The following is a 21,292-nucleotide window of genomic DNA, read 5'->3' as shown; positions in this document are numbered from 1 at the left end:
CCGCACCAATTTCAGGGGTTATCCGCTCGAGTTGCCGGTTCTCCCCGCGTATTCGCGAGGGAGAACCGGCAAGTTCAGGGGTTATCCGCTCAAATGGCCGTCGGGGGACGGGGCGGGCGGGTAGGTACGGCGGATGGGCGCGGGGCTCAGGTGGATGTGCGGACTGGGGCTAGGTGGCAGGCGACTTGGGAGTCGGCTTGCGCGGGGAGGATCGAGAGGGGACCGGAGAAGCAGGCGTCGGTGCCTTGGCCGGCGGCTACCAGCTGACAGCGGGGGTGGAAGCGACAGCCGGTGGGGATGCGGGTCGGGTCAGGCGGCTCACCGCTCAACACGATTCGCTGCGGGGACTCCGGCAGGACCGACAGCAACGCCTGCGTATACGGGTGCTGCGGATTCGTCAGCACCTCCTCCGTCGGCCCGGACTCGACGATCCGGCCGAGGTACATGACCGCGACCCGGTCCGCGATGTTCCAGGCCAGCCCGAGATCGTGCGTCACCACCAGCGCGGCCAGACCGAGTTCGTCGCGCAACCGCAGCAGCAACGCGAGGATCTCGCCACGCACCGACGCGTCCAGCGAGGCGACCGGTTCGTCGGCGATCAGCACCTTCGGGTTCAACGCCAACGCGCCGGCGATCACGACGCGCTGCCGCTGACCGCCCGACAGCTCATGCGGATACCGCAGGAAGAACCGCTCTGGTGGCCTCAATCCCGCACGGGACAAGGCGGACGTGACCACCGCCTCCTCATCCGGCAGACCGTGGATCCGCGGGCCCTCGGCAACCGCCTCGTAGACGGTCTGCCGTGGATTCAGCGAGCCCATCGGGTCCTGCAACACCAGCTGGACCTGCCGGCGGAACGCACGCAGGCCACGTCCGGTGTAGCTCAGCGGCGTCCCGTCGTACGAGACCTGACCGGACGTCGGGCGTTCGAGGCCGAGCAAGGTCCGGGCGAGGGTGGTCTTGCCGCAGCCGGATTCGCCGACCAGTGCGACGATCTCGCCCGCACCGACGGACAGGTTGACGCCGTCCACCGCCCGCGCCCGCCGACCGCGCGACGCGAACTCGACCGCAACATCAATTGCCTCTAGCAAGTTCCCGCCCCCACCAGAACGCAGGCCGCAGTACGACCCTGACCCGCCGGGCGCAGCTCGACGGCAGCTGTCGAACACGACTCCAGCGCGACCGGACACCGCGGATGGAACGAGCACCCACCAGGCAACTGCTGAGGATCCGGTGGATCACCTGCCAGCCCGCGCGGCGCCAACCGCGACCTCGGATCGCCCACGGTCGGGAACGCCGCCGCGAGCGCCTTACTGTACGGATGCTGGAAGTCCCCGGCCGAAGGACCGGCCTCGACCAACCGACCGGCGTACATCACGGCCAGCCGGTCGCACACATCGGCGAGCACGGACAGATCGTGCGAGATCATCAGCAGCGAGATGTCGTTCTCGGCGATCAACTGCCGGATCAGCGTCAGCACCTGCGCCTGCACCATCAGGTCCAGCGCGGTGGTCGGCTCGTCCGCGATGATCAACCGGGGCGAGCAGGCCAGCGCCATCGCGATCATGACTCGTTGCCGTTGGCCACCACTGAGCTCGTGCGGATAGCTCCGCGCCCGCCAGGTCGGCAACCCGACCTGCTCCAGCAACTCCCGCACTCGCACCGAAGTCTCCGCAGGCGAAGCCAACCGGTGCACGAGCAACGGCTCGGCGATCTGGTCCCCGATCCGCTGCACGGGGTTGAGCCCGTGCTGCGCACCCTGGAACACGATCGACGCCTCGGACCACCGGACCGCGCGCAACCGTCCCCAGTTCATGGTCAGGACATCCTCGCCGTTCAGCAAAGCGCGCCCCTCGAGACGAGCTGACCGCGGCAGCAGCCGCAGCAACGCCATCGCGATGGACGATTTCCCCGACCCCGACTCCCCCGCCAGCCCGACGGCCTCACCGGCTTCAATCGACAGCGATACACCCCGTACGGCGGGAACGTCGCCGGCCGCGATCCGGTAGGTGACGGACAGGTCGTCCAACTCGAGCAGAGCCATCACGCCGTCCTCGTCCGCAACCGGGGATTGAGCACACTCTCCAGCGCCCGTCCGCACAACGTGAACGCCATCACCACGATCACGATGCACAGACCCGGCACGAGGATGTACCACCACGCACCCGCGGTGGCCGCACCCCAGTCGTACGACCCGCGCAACATCGTCCCCCAGGAGGTCTTGTTCGCACTCACCCCGAGGAACGCGAGCGTCGACTCGGTGACGATCGCACTCGCCACCTCGAGCGTCGTACTTGCCAATAGCAGCGGTGCGACATTGGGCAGCACGTGCCGGGTGGTGATGTGCCAGTGCCCGGCGCCGAGGGCGAGGGACCGTTCGATGTACGGGCGTGCTTCCACAGCCAACGTCTGGGCACGGATCAACCGGGCCGTCGACGGCCAGGACGTCACCCCGATCGCGACGATGATGGTCGCCGTACTGCCGCCGAGAATCGCGGCCAGCACCAGCGCGGTGACCAGCGACGGCAGCACCAGGAACCAGTCGGTGATCCGCAGGATGATCGCACCGAGCCAGCCCCGGAAGTGCCCGGCCGCGATCCCGAGCACGGTCCCGATCACCATGCTCAGGAGGGCCGCGAGGAACCCGATCAGTAGCGAGGTCCGCGAACCCCACCAGATCATCTCCAGCACCGAGCGGCCGGACTCGTCGGTCCCGAGCGGATTGTCGAGACTCGGCGGTGCCATCTTCTCGCTGGTCCCGCTGACGACGTTCGTCACCCCCGCATCGATGAACAGCGGCGCGAGCAGCGCCAGCACCACCGCCATGACCAGGATGGTGAGCCCCACCATCCCGGCCCGGTGCGTCCGGAACTCGGCCCAGAACCTCTTGAAGGCCCGCTGCCTGCGGGTCCACGTGACACTGCTCATGCCGACCTCACCCGTGGATCGAGCACGTGGTAGACCACGTCCGCCAGCGTGTTCATCGCGATCACCGACACCGTGATCAGCAGGAACGTGCCCTGCATCAAGGTGAAGTCCGGCACCCGGATCGCCTCGTAGAACAACTGCCCGAGCCCCGGCCAGCTGAAGATCGCCTCGACCGTCACCGCACCCCCGACCACGAATCCGATCCGCATGAACACCAACGTCACCGTCGGCAGCAGTGCATTCGGTACGGCGTGCTTGCGGCGGATGTCGTCGTCACGCAAACCCTTGGCCCGCGCCGTGGTGATGTAGTCCTGCCCGACCTCGTCCAGCACCGACGACCGCATCACCAGCAGGTACTGCGCGTAGACGACGGCAACCATCGTCAGACAGGGCAACACCATGTGCTTCGCGACATCCAGCACATACGCGATCCCGTCGGGCGCGTCCACACTCGAGATCCCCCGCGTCGGGAAGACCCCGGGGATCGGCCCGACCCCGGCGGCGAACGCCATCAGCAGCAGCAGCCCGAGCCAGAACGTCGGCACCGACCACAGCACCAGCGAGATCGCGGTCGAGAACTTGTCGAAGCGGCTGCCCGGCTTCCAGCCCGCCCGCGCACCTTGCCAGACGCCGAGGCTGACCGCGATCACCAGGGCGGTCCCGGTGAGCAGTAGCGTCGCCCCGATCCGCTCCCCGATCAGATCCAGCACCGGCCGCTTGTACTCGTATGAGGTCCCGAGGTCGAACCGCAGTGTCTGCTGGACGAACTGCAGGAACTGCTCCAGCAACGACTTGTCCAGCCCGAGCCGGGCCCGTTCGAGATCGAGTTGTTCAGGGGTCATGTTCCGGCCCTGCGCGAGCGCCCGGACCGGGTCACCCGGCAGCAGCCGGAACAGGAAGAACGTCGCGACGATCACCATCGCGATGCTGAACAGGGCCCCGCCCACCTTGGTCGCCGCGTAGCGCAGCAGACCATGGCGGGCCGGGCTCTCCTCCAGGACCTCGACGGCAGGCCGGCTGACCGGCGGTGTTGCCGTCATTCGCGCTCGTCGGCGGCACCCTGGCGGCGCCGCAGCAGCACGAACCCGGCGATCGCCAGTACGGCGACGCCACCCGCGACTCCACCGATCACGCCCGCGCTCGAACCGCCGTCGTCCGTGCTCGCGGCATCGTCGGTCACCGCCTCGAGCGTGTAGAACGGCCAGTAGCCGCTACCGCCGTACAGGATGCCCTTGTCCTCCGGGATCGGGGTGACCTTGGCGATCCGGTCCTTGCGGTAGCCCTCGAGGTTGTTCGGGTAGTACAGCGCGATCACCGGTGCGTCGGTGTAGAGCCGCTCCTCCATCTTCTTGATGATCTCGGCCCGCTTCGGCCGGTCGAGCTCCTTCTGCTGCTGCTTGTAGAGGTCCTCGTACTGCGGGTCGCAGTAGAACGACTCGGTGCCGCCACCCTCGCCGGACGCGGTCGGTCGCCGGCTGCACAGGTGCGTGGCCAGCACCTCCTCCGGGTCCGGGTTCACCGACCAGCCGCTGACCGCGACGTCGAACAACGCCGTCGTCCCGGTCTCCTCGCTGAACTTGCTCGAGTCGAGCCGCTTGGTGGACAGCTGGATGCCGATCTCCTTGAACCAGCCGGTCAGGTACTCGGCCAGCTTGTCCTCGATCGGGGTGTCGGTGTGGATGCTGAACCGGAACTGCAGCTTCCGCGATCCGTCCGGCATCGTCCGGATGCCGTCGGCACCCTTCTTATAGCCGGCGTCGTCCAGGATCTTGTTGGCCTTGGCAACGTCGTACGTGACCTTCTTGTCGCCGTCGGCCTGCCAGAAGAAGTCCTTGTACATCGGCGGGATGATCGATCCGTCGGCCGGCTGGGCCAGGCCGTTCTGCACCTCGTCGACCAGCTTCTGCTTGTCGATCGAGTAGTGCAGCGCCTGCCGGACCAGCGGGTCCTTCAGCGCCGGGTGGCCGTCGCCGATCGGCTTGTTGTCGCTGGTGGTGGCACCGTGGTTGATCTGCAGGTACGACGCCCGCCGGCCGGCCGTGTTCCACTGGACGATGTTCTCGTCGCCCTTGAGCGATTCGAAGTCCGGCGGCGCGAGCCGGCCGATCAGGTCGATGTCGCCCTTCTTCAGCCCGACGATCGCGGCGGCCGGGTTGTCGTAGAAGATCATCTGCAGTTCGTCGATCTTCGGCGCGCCCCGCCAGTAGTTCGGGTTGGCCTGCAGCTTCACGTATTGGTCCTTCTTGGCCTCCACCGCGATGTACGGACCGCTGCCCACCGTCGGGTAGACGTCGGCCTCGTACTTGCCGATGTCCGGGACCTTCTCCCAGACGTGCTTCGGCATGATCGGCACCGGGTTGTCCAGCATCGACGCCTGCGGGCTCTTCAGCTTGATGGTCAGGTCCTGGCCGCTCGCGGTGACACTGGCGAAGTTCTCCACCGCCGGGCCGTTGCCGGTCTTGGCGGCGTCGTCGGTGATCATCTTGTTGAACGTCGAGGCCGCGTCGGCCGCGGTCACCGGCTGACCGTCCGACCACTTGGTCTCGCGGATCTTGAAGGTCCAGGTCAGACCGTCGGGTGACGTCGTCCAGGACTCGGCCAGGTCCGGGCTCGGCTGCAGGGTCTTGGAGTCGGGCACGGTCAGGAAGCCGTACATCCAGCGCTGCAGCGATCCGGACACCAGCCGGACGGCCAGGAACGGGTTCATCGAGTCCACCGCCTGGGTGACGCCGACCCGGATGACTTTCTTCGATGGCTCAGCGGCGTTCGCCGCCGTACCGGGTAATGCCAACAGTCCGATGGCAGCCAGAGCCGCCAAGACCTTCCTCATCCGCCCCACGCACCTTCCGCCCAGCCGTGTGTGTTTGGGGAAGAAACCACACCAGCAAGCGCTCTCCTGTCAACGAGATACGGAAATTTGTCACAGGAACGTTTCCGGGGACGTAATCATTTTCCTCTTGACTACACGATCGTGTAGTAGTTTGCTCTTGTGTGTAGCGAGAGGAAGTGACATGGACCGATCGGCCGACGATCTGACCGCCCGGGCCCGGATCCGGGACGCGGCGATGAAGCTGTTCACCGAGCGCGGGATCGAGGCCGCCTCGATCCGCGACATCGCGGCCCAGGCGGGCGTCTCGTCCGGCCTGGTCCGGCACCACTTCGGCTCGAAGCAGGCCTTGCGCGAGGCCTGCGACCAGTACGCGAAGGACCGGATGCTGCAGATCGGCGAGGAGCTCGTCTTCCAGGGCGGCGCGGCCCACACCGACGTGGCGGCGGTGCACCCGATCACGATGCCGCTGCAGACGTACCTGGTCCGCTCGATGATGGACGGCTCGGAGACCGCGACCGCCCTGTTCCTGGAGATGGTCGACGCGGGCGAGGAGTTCACCAAGACCCTCGGCACCGAGCCCAGTGACCGGCGGGCGTACGCCGCGGTGCTGGCGGCGATGAAGATGGCCGTCTTCGTGCTCCGCGACCAGGTCTCGACGGCGATCGGCGAGGACATCGCCAGTCCCAGCGGCTACGCCCGGCTGACCAAGGCCATGCTCGAGGTCTTCACCATCCCGGTGGTCACGCCCGAGCAACTCGACCAACTACAGAAGTACTCAGAGGAGCGTTGACCATGGCTGACTCGACGTCGGCGATCAGTACCGAAGGCTTGGTGAAGACGTTCGGGCCCACCCGTGCCCTGGACGGTCTCGACCTCACGATCCGGACCGGTGAGGTGCACGGCTTCCTCGGCCCGAACGGCGCCGGGAAGACCACCACCATCCGGATCCTGCTCGGCCTCACCCGGGCGACCTCGGGGACCGCGCGCCTGCTCGACGGCGACCCGTGGTCGGACGCGACCGAGCTGCACAAATGGCTGGCCTACGTCCCCGGTGACGTGACGCTGTGGCCGAACCTGTCCGGCGGCGAGGCGATCGATCTGCTCGGCCGGATGCGCGGCGGCATCGACAAGAAGCGCAAGGCCGAGCTGCTCGAGCGCTTCGACCTCGACCCGCGGAAGAAGGCGCGGACGTACTCGAAGGGCAACCGCCAGAAGGTCGCACTGGTCGCCGCGCTCGCCTCCGACGTCGAGCTGCTGCTGCTCGACGAGCCGACCTCCGGCCTCGACCCGTTGATGGAAGAGGTGTTCCGCGAGGTCGTCCAGGAAGTGAGCGACCGGGACGGCCGGACCGTCCTGCTGTCCAGCCACATCCTGTCCGAGGTCGAAGCTCTCTGCGATCGGGTCACCATCATCCGCGCCGGCCGCGCGGTCGAGAGCGGCACCTTGTCCGACCTCCGGCACCTGACCCGTACGTCGATCAAGGCCGAGCTGGTCGGGCCGATGAACGGGCTGGCCGAGCTCGCAGGCATCCACGAGCTGCGGGTCGAGGACGGCCAGGTGCGCTTCGACGTCGACACCGACGAGATCAATCCGGTGCTGAAGCGGCTGACGGAGATCGGCGTACGGAGTCTGGTCAGCCAGCCGCCGACGCTGGAGGAGCTGTTCCTGCGGCTGTACGAGCCGGAGGGATCACGATGAAGACACTCGCCGGCACCGGGGGTCTGGTCCGGCTGATCCTGCGCCGCGACCGGATCCTGCTGCCGCTGTGGATCCTGCCGCTGGTCCTGATCCCGATCAGCTACGTGCAGTCGTTCGGCGACCTGTTCCCGACGGCGGAGTCGCGGGAGAAGTACGCGAGTAACGCCGGTTTCATCACCCTGTACGGCGAACTGTCCGGCACCAGCCTTGGTGAGTTCATCACCTGGCGGGCCGGATTCGTACCGGTGATGATCGGGCTGTTCAGCCTGCTCACGGTGATCCGGCACACCCGCGTCGAGGAGGAGACCGGCCGCGCCGAGTTGCTCGGGTCGAGTGTCGTCGGCCGGCACGCCGGGCTTGCGGCCGCGTTGCTGGTGACGTTCACGGCCAATCTGGTGCTCGCCGTACTGCTTGCCCTGGGCATGCAAAGCCAGGATCTGCCGGCCGCCGGATCCGTTGCTCTCGGCGTCGAATTCCTCTGTGCGGGCTGGGTTTTCGCGGCCGTCGGCGCGGTCGCCGCGCAGCTGACCGCGAGCGCCTCGACAGCTCGCGGCATCGCGATCAGCGTTCTCGGTGCGGCGTACGTACTGCGGGCGGCCGGTGACACGAGTGCGCACACCGACGGTCCGCTCGCGTGGTTGTCGTGGCTCTCCCCGATCGCCTGGGCGCAACGCATCCACCCGTACGGCGCCAACCAGTGGGGGCTCGCCGTATTGGTGCTCGCGGCAACCGTCGTACTCGTTGCCGCAGCCCTCTATCTCTCGGTACGACGGGATGTCGGTGCCGGACTCTTGCCGGCCAAGCTCGGACCGGCTGACGGCGATCTGGCCTCGCCACTGGGGTTGGCGTGGCGGTTGCATCGCGGACTGCTGGTGTCGTGGCTGGCCGGATTCGCCTTGCTGGGCTTGCTGTTCGGCGGTGTGGCCGAGGGGGTCGGCGACCTGATGCGCGACGATCCGGCGGTGCAGGAGATGTTCGCGCGACTCGGTGGTGCGACCGGGCTGATCGACTCGTTCTTCGCCGGCGTGATGACGATCATCGGCCTGATCGCGTCCGCGTACGCCGTCCAGGCGACGCTGCGGCTGCGGGCCGAGGAGACGAGTGGGCGGGCCGAGCCGGTGTTGTCGACGGCCGTCAGCCGACTGCGGTGGGCTGCGAGTCACCTGGCCTTCGGGCTGCTCGGTCCGGCGCTGGCTCTGCTGGCATCCGGCGTCACGGCGGGGTTGGCGTACGGTGCGGCGATCGGCGATGTGGGCGGGCAGGTGCCTCGACTGATCGGTGCGGCGATGGTGCAACTGCCGGCGGTGTGGTTGCTGGCCGGGCTGACGATCGCGATCTTCGGCTTGTTCCCGCGACTGTCCCCGGTCGCCTGGGCCGGACCGGCGATCTGCATGCTGATCGGGTTCACCAGCGCCGGTGTGCAGTTGGACGAGTGGGTCAAGGACATCTCGCCGTTCAGCCATCTGCCCCAGTTGCCGGGCGGCTCGACCTCGGCCGCACCGGTGATCACATTGGTCGCGATCGCCGTCGTACTGGGTGCTGTCGGTCTGGTCGGCCTGCGGCGACGGGACCTGCCGGTGGGCTGATCAATGCTTGGCGTTGCGGGACCACACGAACGCGTACACGCCGAAGACGGCGATACCGAGGGCCAGCACGGTGAGCAGCACCGAGCCGAACGGCTGGTCCTTGATGGTGCGCAGCGCGGTGTCCAGACCGCCCGCCTTCTCCGGGTCGTAGCCGATAGCCGCCCAGCCGAACAGGGCTCCGACGACGATGAACGCGACACCCTTGGCGGCGTAGCCGATCCGGCCGAGCAGGATGGTCATCTCGGAGACGCCGCCGACCAGGTCCTCGGTGAACTTCTTCGTGATCGACTTGTAGATCTGGCGGACGCCGATCCCGATGATCACCAGACCGATCACGACGATCAGGGCCCGGCCGGCGCCGTTCTCCATCAGCCGGGCGCTCATCGTGCGCTGCTCGCCGCTGCTGGAACCACCGGAGCCGATGGCGACCCTCACCGCGCTGACGCCCAGGAACAGGTTCAAGACGGCACGGCCGACCGCGGAGACCTTCTTCTCCGTGTCCAGGTTTCCGTAGGCCAACTCGAGCGCCCGCCAGATCACCAGCGCGAACAGGCCGATCGCCACGATCCACAGCAGTACGCCGCCGAGCGGTTTGCTGGCCAATTCCTGCAGCGCGCCCTGCTGCGACGCCTCCTGGGACGACCCGCCCCAGGCGAGTTGCAGGGCGATCCAAGCGATCAGCAGGTACACGACGCCGTAGGCAATCAGCCCCACGGTGATCGCGACGTCGTACGCACGAGTCGTTCTTGCTTCCTGGGCGGTCTTCATTTCACTCCTGTGCCCAGGAGCAAACTGTGCTCAGGCGGAAACGGGTGCGGTCGCCTCGCGGTCGGCCTCTTCGACGTCGCCGTACTCACCGGCGCGGGCGGCACGGCGGCCGAGGATCCACACGTAGAGGATGAAGCCGATCTCAGCCAGTACGCCGATGCCGACCCGAACGGCCGTCGGCAGTGAGGACGGCGTGACGAACCCTTCGATGATGCCCGTGACCAGGAGGATCGCGGCCAGGCCGATCGCCATTCCCACAGTGGCGCGGCCGGTCTGGGCGAGCGCTTGCATGCGGGTGCGTGGGCCGGGTGCGATCCAGGACCACCCGAGCCTCAAACCGGCCGCGGACGCGACGAAGACCGCGGTCAGCTCGAGCAGGCCGTGCGGGGTGATCAGGCCGAAGAAGACGTCCGCCCGGTCGTGGCCGATCATCAGGCCGGCGTTGACGCCCAGGTTGAGTGCGTTGTCCCAGAGGATGAAGATCGTCGGGATCAGCAGGATGCCGAGAGCGAGCACGACGGCACTGATGGTGGCGTTGTTGATCCACACCTGGAACGCGAAGTCTTGCGCCGGGTTCTCCGAGTAGTAGGCGGCGAACTCCTTGTCGACCAACTCCTGGACCTGCGCCGACGTGAGGATGGAGTCCACCACCTCGGGGTGCGCGATGATGCGCCAGGCGGCCCAGGCCGCGACCAGGTAGAACAGCAGGCCGATGGTGAGCCACCAGCGTCTGGACACGTAGAGCGCGGCAGGGAAGCTCACCAGGAAGTACTTGGAGATGTCACGCCAGACAGGGGCCTGTGCACCGGTCACGGCACCACGTGCGTCGGCGATGAGGCCGGAGAGCCGTCCGATGGACACTGGGTCCGCGCCGGCGGCTCGGAGCGCGGCCAGGTGCGTGCCGACGCGCTGGTAGAGGGTGACGAGCTCCTCTGCCTCTGCACCGGTCAGACGCCGCTGTCGGCGGGTCAGGTACGCCAGCCGATCCCACTGCGGTTGGTGCACCGATACGAACGCCTCGACATCCACAGTGGCCCTCCTCCCGGCTCTGGCTCTGCGCGCTGGCAGACTAGCCGGACCTAGTGTCTCGGCAGGAGGGGGGCGACGGAGTGTCTCAGCTGGTCACGGGCGAAGCGGTCGTCCTCCAGGTGCGGATCGCACGGATGCCGACCCGGGCGCTGGCGTGTGCGATCGACGTGATCCTGCAGCTCGTCGTACTCGGAGTGCTCATCTCGCTGCTGGCCGGATTCCTGATCGGCGGTGAGGCGAGTGAGGCGCTCGCGGTGGCGCTGATCTTCGTCGTCGTCCTGGTCGTCATGGTCGGGTACCGACTGGTGATGGAGACGCTGACCCGCGGCCGCACGCTCGGCAAGATGGTGCTCGGGCTCAAGGTCGTCCGCGACGACGGCAGCTCGATCCGGTTCCGGCACGCGCTGGTGCGGACGCTGATGTGGTTCTTCGTCGACTTCGCCCCCTGGTTCGCGGCCTGCCCCGGGATCGTGGCGAGCCTGATGAACAAGCAGGGCAAGCGGATCGGCGACATGGTCTCCGGCACCGTGGTGATCCGCGAGCGGCACCAGCCGATGGCGTCACCGCCGCTGTTCGTCCCCGGTCACCTCGTGCAATGGGCGCAGTCGCTGGAGCTGTCCCGGCTGTCCGACGAGCTCGCCAACGCGTCCCGCGAGTACCTCGCCCGCTACACCGAACTGCTCCCCGACGCCAGGAATGCACTGGGCGACGCACTGGCCTATCGGGTCGGTCAGGTCACCGCACCCGCCCCGCCGGTGCCGATCGTGGCGCCGGCCTACCTGTCCGCCGTACTGGCAGAACGCCGCCGCCGCGAACTCACCCGCCTGGCAACGGCCCGCCCAGCCCTCAACACCGGGCCCTTCGGCCCACCCAACCCCTACGCCGTCGCAGTCGCTCCAGCCGGCCCGTATGGCGTCCCGGCCGGCCCGTTCGTTCCGCCCAGCCCGTACGGCGTCCTGCCGCCTACTCCCGCCATGCCTGGTGCGCCTGGGCCATTCCCAGCACCCGCCCCGGCTGCGCCGTACCGCCCCGTCGCCGTGAACCCCCAGGGCTGGGCCGCCCCAGGCAGCAACGAGTCTGGACAGTGGTTCTAGTCTTGCGACCATGTCGCAGATAGTGGATTGGCGCGGATGGCTGAAGCGCTGGGACACCTTTTCACCGCCATCCGCTGAAAACCAAACGCCCCACCGGACGAACCGGTGGGGCGCTGGTTGTGGGGGGATCAGTAGCGGTAGTGGTCCGACTTGTACGGGCCTTCTACCGGGACGCCGAGGTAGGCGGACTGCTCCTTGGTGAGCTCGGTGAGCTTGACGCCGAGGGCGTCGAGGTGGAGGCGGGCGACCATCTCGTCGAGGTGCTTGGGAAGCACATACACCTCGGTCGGGTAGTCGGCCGTCTTCACGAACAGCTCGATCTGGGCCAGCACCTGGTTGGTGAAGGAGTTGGACATCACGAACGACGGGTGGCCGGTCGCGTTGCCCAGGTTCAGCAGGCGGCCCTCGGACAGGATGATCACCGTGTGGCCGTCGGGGAAGCGGAACTCGTCCACCTGCGGCTTGATGGTGACCCGCTCGACACCGGCCAGCTTGTACAGACCGGCCATGTCGATCTCGTTGTCGAAGTGGCCGATGTTGCCGACGATCGCCTGGTGCTTCATCGCCGCCATGTGGTCCGCGGTGATGACGTCCTTGTTGCCGGTGGTGGTGACGAAGATGTCGGCGATCCCGACCACGTCGTCCAGAGTGGTCACCTGGTAGCCGTCCATCGCCGCCTGCAGCGCGCAGATCGGGTCGATCTCGGTGACGATCACCCGGGCGCCCTGACCGCGCAGCGACTCCGCACAGCCCTTGCCGACGTCGCCGTACCCGCAGACGACCGCGACCTTGCCGCCGATCAGTACGTCGGTGGCCCGGTTGATGCCGTCGATCAGCGAGTGCCGGCAGCCGTACTTGTTGTCGAACTTCGACTTGGTCACCGAGTCGTTCACGTTGATCGCCGGGAACAGCAGTGCCCCGGCCTTGTGCATCTCGTACAGCCGGTGCACGCCGGTGGTGGTCTCCTCGGTCACGCCCTTGATGCCCTGACCGATGGTCGTCCACAGCTGCGGGTCCTCGCCCAGCGTGCGGGTCAGCAGCTTCAGGACGACGGCGTACTCCTCGGAGTCCGCGGTCGACGGGTCCGGTACGACGCCGGCCTTCTCGAACTCGGTGCCCTTGTGGACGAGCATGGTGGCGTCGCCACCGTCGTCGAGGATCATGTTCGGGCCCTCACCGCCGGGCCACTTCAGCGCCTGCTCGGTGCACCACCAGTACTCCTCCAGCGTCTCCCCCTTCCAGGCGAAGACGGGGACACCGGCGGGGGCGTCGGCCGTGCCGTTCGGCCCGACGACGACCGCGGCAGCGGCGTGGTCCTGGGTGGAGAAGATGTTGCACGAGACCCAGCGCACCTCGGCACCGAGCGCGGTCAGCGTCTCGATCAGCACCGCGGTCTGGATCGTCATGTGTAGCGAGCCCATGATCCGGGCGCCGGCCAGCGGCTTGCTGTCGCCGTACTGGTTGCGCATCGCCATCAGGCCGGGCATCTCGTGCTCGGCCAGCCGGATCTCCTTGCGCCCGAACTCGGCCAGGCCGAGGTCCGCCACCTTGTAGTCGAACGTCATGCGGTTCCGCTCCCCTGAAGACTGTGATTGCTTCCTGCCTGCCAGAGCCTAGAGCGCCGAACCCCTGGGTTTGATCGCTTGATAGGTGTTTCTGACACTGAAATGTCAAGATTAGCGGTATGCGCATCACCGAGGCCGCTCGCCACCTGGGGACCACCCCGCGCATGTTGCGCTACCGGGAGGCCCTCGGCCTGCTGCCGCGCTCACGCCCCGGGCACAACACCCAACGCCAGTACGACGAACGCGACCTGGCCGCGGTCAAACTCGCCCTCGACCTCGAGCACCGGTACGACGTGACGCCGGCCGCGCTGGCCTTCGCACTCCGGGCCCTGGCCGAACCGTCCGTGGCGGCCGACATCCGCAACCTCGGATACCGCACCGGCCGCCTCACCACGCCACCCACCCAGTCCGAGATCGACCGCGAACGCGCCCTCCGCTGGCTCGGCCGCTCCGGCGTACTCCCACCCCGCCCCCGCTAACCGCCATTTGGCTGGCGGTCGATCAGTGGGAGGGGGCCTCGGGGACCGCGGGGCGCTCATCGGGGGTGTAGTTCTCGAGGTAGATGTCGGGCTCGAGGTAGACGTGGATCGACATCGGCTCGGCTTCGCGGATGGCGCGTTCGGCCGCGTTGATGGTCTCGGCGACCACGGCGGCGTCGGCGGTCGGCTCGACGCCGACCTTCGCGGCCACCAGGACCTCCTCCGGGCCGAGGTGCAGGGTCTTGATGTGGATCAGCCGCTGCACACCGGGGGTGTTCTCGATCGCGTCGACGATCTTCTGCTGCGACTCCCGGGTCGCGGACTCGCCGAGCAGCAGCGACTTCATCTCGATCGCCAGGAAGATCGCCACGCAGACCAGCAGCGCACCGATCGCCATCGAGCCCAGGCCGTCGTAGATACCGTTGCCGGTGGCAAGGGTCAGGACGACGCCGATCAGCGCCAGGACCAGACCGGTGAGGGCGGCGAAGTCCTCCAGCAGGATGACCGGGAGCTCCGGCGACCGGGCGTTGCGGATGAACTTGGCCCAGCCGACCGGGCCGCGGACCTTGTTCGCCTCGACGATCGCGGTACGGAACGAGAACGACTCCATGATGATCGCGGCCACCAGGACGGCGACCGGGACCCACTTCCAGTTGTCGATGCCGTGCGGGTCGTGGATCTTGTGCCAGCCCTCGTAGAGCGCGAACAGACCACCGACGCTGAACAGCACGATCGCCACGATGAACGAGTACACGTACCGCTCCCGGCCGAAGCCGAACTGGTGCAGTTCGTCGGCCTCCCGCCGGGCCCGCTTGCCGCCGACCAGCAGCAGTACCTGGTTGCCGGCGTCGGCGACCGAGTGGATCGCCTCGGCGAGCATGGACGCCGACTGGGTCAGGCCCCAGGCGGCGAACTTGGTGATCGCGATCCCGGTGTTCGCCAGCAATGCCGCGACGACCGCCTTGGTTCCGCCACCAGCCATCTCTCCAGGTCCTCCGTCAACAGTTGGGGGTGATCAGCGCGCGGACACGACGAACGCCGTGCCGGAACCACGCAGGTTACAGGGTCCTTCGGGTCCTGCCGCGAACGCGGACTGACCGGCGGACAACATCACAGCGGATTCGGTGCCCCCAGCATCCAATCCGGCATCGACCTCGACAGTTCCGGCCACACAGCAGACGATCCGCGGGCCCTCACCGGCCACCGTCCGCTCGTCGTCGTCCAGGTCCACCCGGTGGACGGCGTAGTACTCACAACCGGTCTCGTACGACGAGATGCCGTCGCCCAGCGGGGATGCCGTCAGCACCGGAGCGGTCAGCGGTTCGAAGTCGACCACCGAGACCAGTTCGGGTACGTCGACGTGCTTGCTGGTGAGGCCGCCGCGCAACACGTTGTCGGAGTTCGCCATCACCTCGAACCCGAGTCCGTGCAGATAGGCGTGCACGTTCCCGGCCGGCAGATAGACGGCCTCGAACCGCTCCAGCCGGACCCGGTTCAGCAGCAGCGCGGCCAGTACGCCGGGGTCGTCGGGGAAGTCCGTGCACAGCCGCAGCAGCGACTCCCGCTCCAGTGCGAAGGCCTCACCGGCGTACCGGTCGATGGCGTCGGCCAGAGCGGCGACCAGCGGGCGGATCGAGTCCCGGTCGCTGCTCATGATCTGCGTGAACGCGTCCCGGAGCTTGCCGTCGCGGAGCAGGTCGGTGAGCTCCTCGAACCCGACCGGGGCCAGCGCGTCCAGCAACGCGACCGTGGCCTCGAGCGGCCGGAATCCGACCAGCGCGTCGAACGGGCCGAGTGCGATCAGGATCTCCGGCTTCGGCCAGGCGTCCTTGTAGTTGCGCTCGCCGGCGTCCCGCGGAATCCCGGCGGCCTCGTCCCGCGCGTACCCGTCGATCGCCTGCTCCCGAGACGGGTGCGCCTGGATCGACAACGGTTGTCCGGCCGCCAGCAGCTTGGCCAGGAACGGGAACCGGCCGTCGAAACGCTCAGCGGTCTCCGAGCCCAGTACGTCGGCCGGCCCGGCGGACACCACGTCGTACAGGGAGGCACCCGACGGCAGCACGGACGGCGCGCCCTCATGCGCACCCATCCACATCTCGGCCTGCGGCCGGCCGTCCGGCTCCACCCCGGTCAGCTCGGGGATCGCGGTCCTCGAGCCCCAGGCGTAGTCCCGGATGGTGTTCTGCAGCCGCACTACCACGCTGGGTCCTCCGAGGGGTTCCCTGGCTCGTCGGGCTCGGTGTCGGTCGCCCCACCGTAGCGGCCCAGGCCGATGCCCAGGTACGCCGCGGCGTAGCGGCCGTGTTGCGTGAGAGCGGCGTACCGAGCGATGTCGGTGCCGTCAGCCTGCGTCACCACGTGCACGCGGACGTCGTTGCGCTCTGCCTTCGCCTCCAGCTTGCGGCGATGCTCAGCGACACCAGGGTCGTCCACACCGTCGTCGAGGATGACCAGACCAGGCCGCAACTCCTCCGCCTTGTCGAAGGGGTCGGCGAACAGGTCACGCGGCGGCTGGTTGAGCACAGGCAGCAGGTGCCCGGCGTCAGCCGCCAGAGCGGGTCGACCACTCGCCAGCCGCAGAGCCTCCACCACACGCCGTGCAGCCCGGGCGGCCAGGACAGAGCCACCCCACACCAGCGGCACCGCGTCCGCCAGCATCAGGGCCAGGTCCTTCGCCGGGTTGGACGCCACGTCATTGTTGGGCGAGCACTCGATCGCCACGTCGTCCAGCAGTGCGGCGACCGCCTTGTGGTCCACCTCCGGACCGAGCTCCATCTGGTGCAGCGCCTGCAGTACGGCGACAGCCGAGGCCAACTGGTCGTCGGACTGGGACGGCAGCCGGATGGCGTGCCGCGAACCGGCCGAGGCCCGCGCGACCGGGGAGTCCGGCGGGGAAGCCACCATCAGGCCGCAGCCACGACGCTCTGCCTCCGAAGCGGCGGACACCGAGTCGGAGTCCTCTGTGGACCCGCTGAGAATGATCACCAGGTCCAGCGGGCCGGCCCACCCCGGTAGTCCAGGGCCCGGCCAGGCGACGAACGGGACGGGACAGACCGGCTCCAGGATGGCGCGGACCAGCCGGGCGTCCCGCCCGGCGGCCAGCACCGCACGCGGCCGGAAGCCGTCGGTCTCGACCTTGCCCAGGGCCTCCTCGGCCGCTTCCAGTTCGGCCCGGACCCGGGCACCGGCCATCGCCAGGCGCCGGAGCAGGTGGTCCGCCGCCTGTAGTGCGGCCGGGTCGTCCAGCCGCGAGTCGTCGAAGACGCTCATCAGTCGACCGCGGCCTCTTTCGTGTCCCGTGCCTCGTCGATCAGCAGGACCGGGATCTCGTCGCGGACCGGGTAGGCCAGCGCACAGGCGCTGTTCGTGCAGATCAGCTCATTCGCCTCGTCGTCCACCCGGAACTCCGACCGGCACTTGGGGCAGACCAGGATGCTGAGCAGGTCCGGGTCCAGATTGACTGCCATTCAGTTCTCCTCCACCGATGCGCCGGTGATCAGGGCCAGTACTTCGTCACGGACGCGTTCCATCGTGGTCCGGTCCTCCGCCTCGACGTTCAGCCGCAGCAGCGGTTCGGTGTTCGACGCGCGAACGTTGAACCACCACTGTCCCGCCGACACGGTCAGACCGTCCAGATGGTCAACGGTAATCCCGTCCCGGCCGCCGTAGGTGTCTTCGATCGCCGCGACCGTGGCCGCGGCGTCGTCGACCTTGTTGTTCAGCTCGCCGGACGCGACGTACCGCTCGTAGTCGGCGAACCGCTCACTGGCGGGCTTGTCCTGCTCACCGAGCGCGGCCAGCACGTGCAGTGCGGCCAGCATGCCGGTGTCGGCCCGCCAGAAGTCCCGGAAGTAGTAGTGGGCGGAGTGCTCGCCGCCGAACACCGCGTCGGTCTCGGCCATCTTCTGCTTGATGTACGAGTGCCCGACCCGGGCCCGGACCGGCGTCCCGCCGTGCTCGGTGATCAGCTCGGGTACGGCCTTGGAGGTGATCAGGTTGTGGATGACGGCCGAGCCGGGGTGCTTGGCCAGCTCCCGGACCGCGACCGCACCGGTGATCGCACTCGGCGAGATCGCGTCGCCCTTCTCGTCCACCACGAAGCAGCGGTCCGCGTCCCCGTCGAAGGCCAGGCCGAGATCGGCGCCGACCTCACGGACCTTGGCCTGCAGGTCGACCAGGTTCTTCGGGTCCAGCGGGTTGGCCTCGTGGTTGGGGAAGCTGCCGTCCAGCTCGAAGTACAGCGGGATGATCTCGACCGGTCCGGAGGCGAACACGGCCGGGACGGTGTGACCGCCCATCCCGTTGCCGGCGTCCACGACGACCTTGAGTGGGCGGATGCCGCTCAGGTCGACCAGGTCGTGCAGGTGGTCGGCGTACGCGGTGAGCAGGTTCTTGTGCGTCACCTTGCCCGGTACGGCGCTGTCCGCCAGGCCCTCGGTGAGCGCCTTCGCGACCAGGTCGGCGATCTCGCGCAGACCGGAGTCCGAGCCGACCGGTGCGGCACCCACGCGGCACAGCTTGATGCCGTTGTACTGCGCCGGGTTGTGGCTCGCGGTGAACATCGCGCCGGGCAGCTGCAGCCGCCCGGACGCGAAGTACAGCTGGTCGGTGGAGGCCAGGCCGATGTCGATCACATCCGCACCGGTGCTGGTCACCCCCTCGGCGAACGCGGCCGCCAGTCCCGGGCTGGACGGCCGCATGTCGTAACCGACCACGACCGCCCCCGGAGACGCGAGGACGTCCAGGACCTCGACGAAGGCCGCCCCGGTCGCCCGGGCCACCGACTCGTCCAGCTGGTCCGGGACGACCCCACGTACGTCGTAGGCCTTGAAGATCGCAGCAACGTCAACCATGCGTGGACCCTATCCGGCCCGGCGCGATTGCTGTATTTCAGCCCTGATCGAACCAGCCAGGGATCTTGCGGTGGTGAACCTCCGGGAGCTGCCGCGGGCTGGTCGGCGCCGCCCAGCGGGCCGCGTTGGCGATGATCTGCTGCACGGCCGGCTGGTGGTAGGTCGGGTACTCCTGGTCGCCGGGGCGGAAGTAGAAGACCCGGCCCTGGCCGCGGCGGTAGCAGCAGCCGGAGCGGAACACCTCGCCGCCGGAGAACGAGCTGACGAAGACCAGCTCGTCCGGCTGCGGGATGTCGAACAGCTCGCCGTACATCTCCTCGCGCTCGATCACCAGCGGGTGCGGGATGCCCTGGGCGATCGGGTGGCCGGCGGCCACGGTCCAGAGCAGCTCGCGGTCGTTCTCGGACCGCCAGTCGAGTGAGCAGGTGGTGCCCATCAGCCGGATGAAGATCTTGCTGAAGTGCGCCGAGTGCAGCGCGATCAGGCCCATCCCGGACAGCACGTGCCGCTGCACCCGCTCGACGATCGCGTCGTCCACGTCACCGTGCGCGGCGTGCCCCCACCAGGTGAGTACGTCGGTCTCGGCCAGGACCTCCTCGGTCAGACCGTGCTCGGGCTGCTGCAGCCACGCCGTCCGGACGACCACGTCCTGACCGAGCTTGGCCCGCAGCGCGGCCGCGATCGTCTCGTGCATGGTGTCGGGGTAGACCTTCTGCACCGAGGCGTCGCGCTGGTCGTGCACGTTCTCGCCCCAGACGGTGACGCGAATCGGATCAGTCATGGAGTACAACCTCTCGTCCCGCCTTCGCCGAGGCGTAGCAGGCGTCGATGACCTCGGTCCGGAGCAGCGCTTCGGACCCGTTGTGTGCGGCCCAGTCGCCGCTCTGGACGATCCGGACGAACTCCTGCACCACCGCGCGGTGGCCGAGCCCGGCGCCGGTGGCCGGCTTCACCTCGGCCGGTACGCCGCCGACATCGGTGAAGATCCGCAGCGTGTCGACGGTGGTGTAGTTCTGGACCTCGATCTTGGCGCCGCCGTCGGTACCGAACAGCTCGATGCCGAAGTTGTCGCCGGGGGCTCGGTAGGTGGCCCAGCTGGTCTCCAGCTGCAGCGCACCGCCGCCCTCGAGCCGCAGGTACGCCGTGGCGAGGTCCTCCACCTCGAACGCGGACCCGAGCGTGTTCGCGTTCGGGTCGCGGCTGCCCTTGCCGCGCGGGCCGAGCTCGGCGAAGGTACTCGCGCTGACCGTGCTGACCTGCGGCTCGCCCAGCAGATGCAGGGCCAGATCGAGGATGTGGACGCCGAGGTCGATCAGCGGACCGCCGCCGGACAGCTCGCGGTTGGTGAACCAGCCGCCCATCCCGGGGATGCCGTTGCGGCGCATCCAGTGCGCCTTCGCGTAGTAGAGCCGGCCCAGCTGGCCCTCGTCGATCTGGTGCTTCAGGGCGGCGACGTCGCCGCGCTCCCGGTGGTTGAAGATGACCTTCAGCACCTTGCCGGCCTTCTTCGAGGCCTCGACCATCGCGGTGCCCTCGGCGACCGTGCGGGCCAGCGGCTTCTCGCAGAGGACGTGCAGGCCCTTGTCCAGTGCCTTCAGGGCGATCGGGGCGTGCAGCTGGGTCGGCGTACCGATGCTGACCGCTTCCAGGCCCTCCGTCTCGAGCAGGTCCTCCCACTTCTCGTACAGGTGCGGGACCCCGTGCTTCTCGCCGAGGCTGGTCAGCGTGTCCTTCTCCAGGCCGGCCAGAGCCACCACCTCGACGTCCGGCAACTCGGAGAACGCCTCCAGCGCCGTACGCCCGGCGAAGCCCAGTCCGACCACTCCGACGCGCAGTTTTTGATCGTTCACACTCGCGATCCTCTCGCAATGACAACGAAGGTCACAAACTGCTTCCCACACTACGGAACACGATCCAACACCAGTTGCTCGACTGGTTTCATAGGCGTGTCATGACCACACCGGCGCCGAAGGCCCGGCAATTCAACACAGCTCAATCGTCGTCGGACTCGAACTCGGGGTCGATCTGCTCCGGCGACAGTGCCAGTACGTCGGCCAGCTCGAGCACCAGCGCGGACCGGACCAGCCAGGCCAGGCTGGTGCCGGACCGCTCGGCCCGCAGTTCGATCGGGCGGCGGAAGACCACGATCCGGTAGGGCTCGTGCGACGTACCGCCGGTGGAGTGGGTGAGTGGGATCTCGACCGCGTCGAGGTCGAGGTTCGGCACGTCCTCGATGGCGAACTCGACCCGGGCGACCACCTGCGGCAGCCGCTTCTCCAGCCGGGTCACCTCGATCGCGACCACCTCGTCGAACTGGGCCGCGGCGGATCGCTGCAGCGGCAGTCCGCGCGGCGCGAACTTGCTCGGCCGGCTGATCGGGCCGAGCATGCCGCGGCCGTGGCGGTCTATGTGCGTGCGATGACGGCGAGCCTCGGTCACGCGCTCAGCCTAGTGGGGGTAAC

The 21,292-nt window shown here is 68.3% G+C and carries 21 protein-coding genes; 5 read left to right on the top strand and 16 right to left on the bottom strand.

The annotated features are described in order from the left end of the window. Positions 1-146: 146 nt before the first annotated feature. From EV652_RS39270 to EV652_RS39250, 5 genes are read right to left on the bottom strand one after another with little or no spacing between them, the layout of a single operon-like run. Positions 147-1,091 carry an ABC transporter ATP-binding protein gene (locus EV652_RS39270; RefSeq protein ID WP_132215177.1) on the bottom strand — a complete coding sequence of 315 codons (945 nt, stop codon included), beginning with the start codon at positions 1,089-1,091 and terminating at the stop codon, positions 147-149. After that, positions 1,085-2,044, bottom strand: coding sequence for an ABC transporter ATP-binding protein (locus tag EV652_RS39265; RefSeq protein ID WP_132215175.1), 960 nt, complete (start codon positions 2,042-2,044; stop codon positions 1,085-1,087). The genes EV652_RS39270 and EV652_RS39265 overlap by 7 nt, the downstream gene beginning before the upstream one ends. Next, positions 2,044-2,928, bottom strand: coding sequence for an ABC transporter permease (locus EV652_RS39260; protein WP_132215173.1), 885 nt, complete (start codon positions 2,926-2,928; stop codon positions 2,044-2,046). Before EV652_RS39260 ends, EV652_RS39265 begins: the two co-directional genes overlap by 1 nt. After that, positions 2,925-3,968, bottom strand: a complete 1,044-nt coding sequence (locus EV652_RS39255) for an ABC transporter permease (protein WP_132215171.1) — start codon at positions 3,966-3,968, stop codon at positions 2,925-2,927. Before EV652_RS39255 ends, EV652_RS39260 begins: the two co-directional genes overlap by 4 nt. Further along, positions 3,965-5,758 carry an ABC transporter substrate-binding protein gene (locus EV652_RS39250; protein WP_132215169.1) on the bottom strand — a complete coding sequence of 598 codons (1,794 nt, stop codon included), beginning with the start codon at positions 5,756-5,758 and terminating at the stop codon, positions 3,965-3,967. The genes EV652_RS39255 and EV652_RS39250 overlap by 4 nt, the downstream gene beginning before the upstream one ends. A gap of 181 nt (positions 5,759-5,939) precedes the next feature. Here EV652_RS39250 and EV652_RS39245 point away from each other — a divergent pair, with 181 nt between their 5' ends. Genes EV652_RS39245 through EV652_RS39235 form a run of 3 tightly spaced genes read left to right on the top strand, consistent with a single transcriptional unit; the run spans position 5,940 to position 9,042 of the window. Further along, positions 5,940-6,548, top strand: coding sequence for a TetR/AcrR family transcriptional regulator (locus EV652_RS39245; RefSeq protein WP_132215168.1), 609 nt, complete (start codon positions 5,940-5,942; stop codon positions 6,546-6,548). Between the two features lie 2 nt (positions 6,549-6,550). Further along, positions 6,551-7,456 carry an ABC transporter ATP-binding protein gene (locus tag EV652_RS39240; protein WP_132215166.1) on the top strand — a complete coding sequence of 302 codons (906 nt, stop codon included), beginning with the start codon at positions 6,551-6,553 and terminating at the stop codon, positions 7,454-7,456. Next, positions 7,453-9,042: an ABC transporter permease gene (locus EV652_RS39235; protein WP_132215164.1), complete on the top strand. Its 1,590-nt coding sequence runs from the start codon at positions 7,453-7,455 to the stop codon at positions 9,040-9,042. Before EV652_RS39240 ends, EV652_RS39235 begins: the two co-directional genes overlap by 4 nt. Here the strand turns inward: EV652_RS39235 and EV652_RS39230 are convergent, their stop codons facing one another. After that, positions 9,043-9,810, bottom strand: a complete 768-nt coding sequence (locus EV652_RS39230) for a DUF1206 domain-containing protein (RefSeq protein ID WP_132215162.1) — start codon at positions 9,808-9,810, stop codon at positions 9,043-9,045. It abuts the gene before it with no gap. A 30-nt stretch (positions 9,811-9,840) separates the two neighbouring features. Further along, positions 9,841-10,839 carry a stage II sporulation protein M gene (locus EV652_RS39225; protein WP_132215160.1) on the bottom strand — a complete coding sequence of 333 codons (999 nt, stop codon included), beginning with the start codon at positions 10,837-10,839 and terminating at the stop codon, positions 9,841-9,843. A gap of 80 nt (positions 10,840-10,919) precedes the next feature. On the opposite strand from EV652_RS39225, the gene EV652_RS39220 reads away from it, so the two are divergent. Continuing rightward, a complete protein-coding gene (locus EV652_RS39220) occupies positions 10,920-11,933 on the top strand; it encodes an RDD family protein (RefSeq protein ID WP_242002279.1) in 1,014 nt (337 codons plus the stop codon). Positions 11,934-12,061: 128 nt separating this feature from the next. Here the strand turns inward: EV652_RS39220 and ahcY are convergent, their stop codons facing one another. Continuing rightward, positions 12,062-13,498 (bottom strand): adenosylhomocysteinase, encoded by a 1,437-nt coding sequence (ahcY, locus tag EV652_RS39215; protein ID WP_132215158.1) that lies wholly within the window; start codon positions 13,496-13,498, stop codon positions 12,062-12,064. A gap of 119 nt (positions 13,499-13,617) precedes the next feature. On the opposite strand from ahcY, the gene EV652_RS39210 reads away from it, so the two are divergent. Then, complete coding sequence (locus EV652_RS39210) at positions 13,618-13,977, top strand: MerR family transcriptional regulator (protein ID WP_132215156.1); 360 nt, start codon at positions 13,618-13,620, stop codon at positions 13,975-13,977. A gap of 22 nt (positions 13,978-13,999) precedes the next feature. On the opposite strand, the gene EV652_RS39205 is transcribed toward EV652_RS39210, so the two are convergent. From EV652_RS39205 to EV652_RS39170, 8 genes are all read right to left on the bottom strand, one after another. Further along, a complete protein-coding gene (locus EV652_RS39205; protein ID WP_132215154.1) occupies positions 14,000-14,959 on the bottom strand; it encodes a cation diffusion facilitator family transporter in 960 nt (319 codons plus the stop codon). A 33-nt stretch (positions 14,960-14,992) separates the two neighbouring features. After that, positions 14,993-16,177: a mannose-6-phosphate isomerase, class I gene (gene manA, locus EV652_RS39200; protein WP_132215152.1), complete on the bottom strand. Its 1,185-nt coding sequence runs from the start codon at positions 16,175-16,177 to the stop codon at positions 14,993-14,995. After that, on the bottom strand, positions 16,171-17,247 hold the full coding sequence (locus EV652_RS39195) for an SIS domain-containing protein (RefSeq protein WP_132215150.1): 1,077 nt from the start codon (positions 17,245-17,247) through the stop codon (positions 16,171-16,173). The genes manA and EV652_RS39195 overlap by 7 nt, the downstream gene beginning before the upstream one ends. After that, positions 17,247-17,444: a Trm112 family protein gene (locus EV652_RS39190; protein ID WP_132215148.1), complete on the bottom strand. Its 198-nt coding sequence runs from the start codon at positions 17,442-17,444 to the stop codon at positions 17,247-17,249. The genes EV652_RS39195 and EV652_RS39190 overlap by 1 nt, the downstream gene beginning before the upstream one ends. Beyond that, entirely contained in the window at positions 17,445-18,830 is a 1,386-nt protein-coding gene (locus EV652_RS39185; protein ID WP_132215146.1) for a phosphomannomutase/phosphoglucomutase, read from the bottom strand. Positions 18,831-18,867: 37 nt separating this feature from the next. Further along, positions 18,868-19,611 carry a ThuA domain-containing protein gene (locus EV652_RS39180; protein ID WP_132215144.1) on the bottom strand — a complete coding sequence of 248 codons (744 nt, stop codon included), beginning with the start codon at positions 19,609-19,611 and terminating at the stop codon, positions 18,868-18,870. Then, the gene (locus EV652_RS39175; protein ID WP_132215142.1) at positions 19,604-20,680 is read right to left on the bottom strand and encodes a Gfo/Idh/MocA family protein; all 1,077 of its coding nucleotides are present in this window, start codon (positions 20,678-20,680) and stop codon (positions 19,604-19,606) included. The genes EV652_RS39180 and EV652_RS39175 overlap by 8 nt, the downstream gene beginning before the upstream one ends. 142 nt (positions 20,681-20,822) lie before the next feature. After that, positions 20,823-21,269 carry a metallopeptidase family protein gene (locus tag EV652_RS39170; protein WP_242002278.1) on the bottom strand — a complete coding sequence of 149 codons (447 nt, stop codon included), beginning with the start codon at positions 21,267-21,269 and terminating at the stop codon, positions 20,823-20,825. Positions 21,270-21,292: the final 23 nt, after the last annotated feature.

Origin of the sequence: Kribbella steppae, from assembly GCF_004342025.1 — a bacterium.
Classification (GTDB): Bacteria; Actinomycetota; Actinomycetes; order Propionibacteriales; family Kribbellaceae; genus Kribbella; species Kribbella steppae.
The sequence above is the reverse complement of the archived record's forward strand: the minus strand, read 5'-3'. Positions and strand labels throughout refer to the sequence as shown.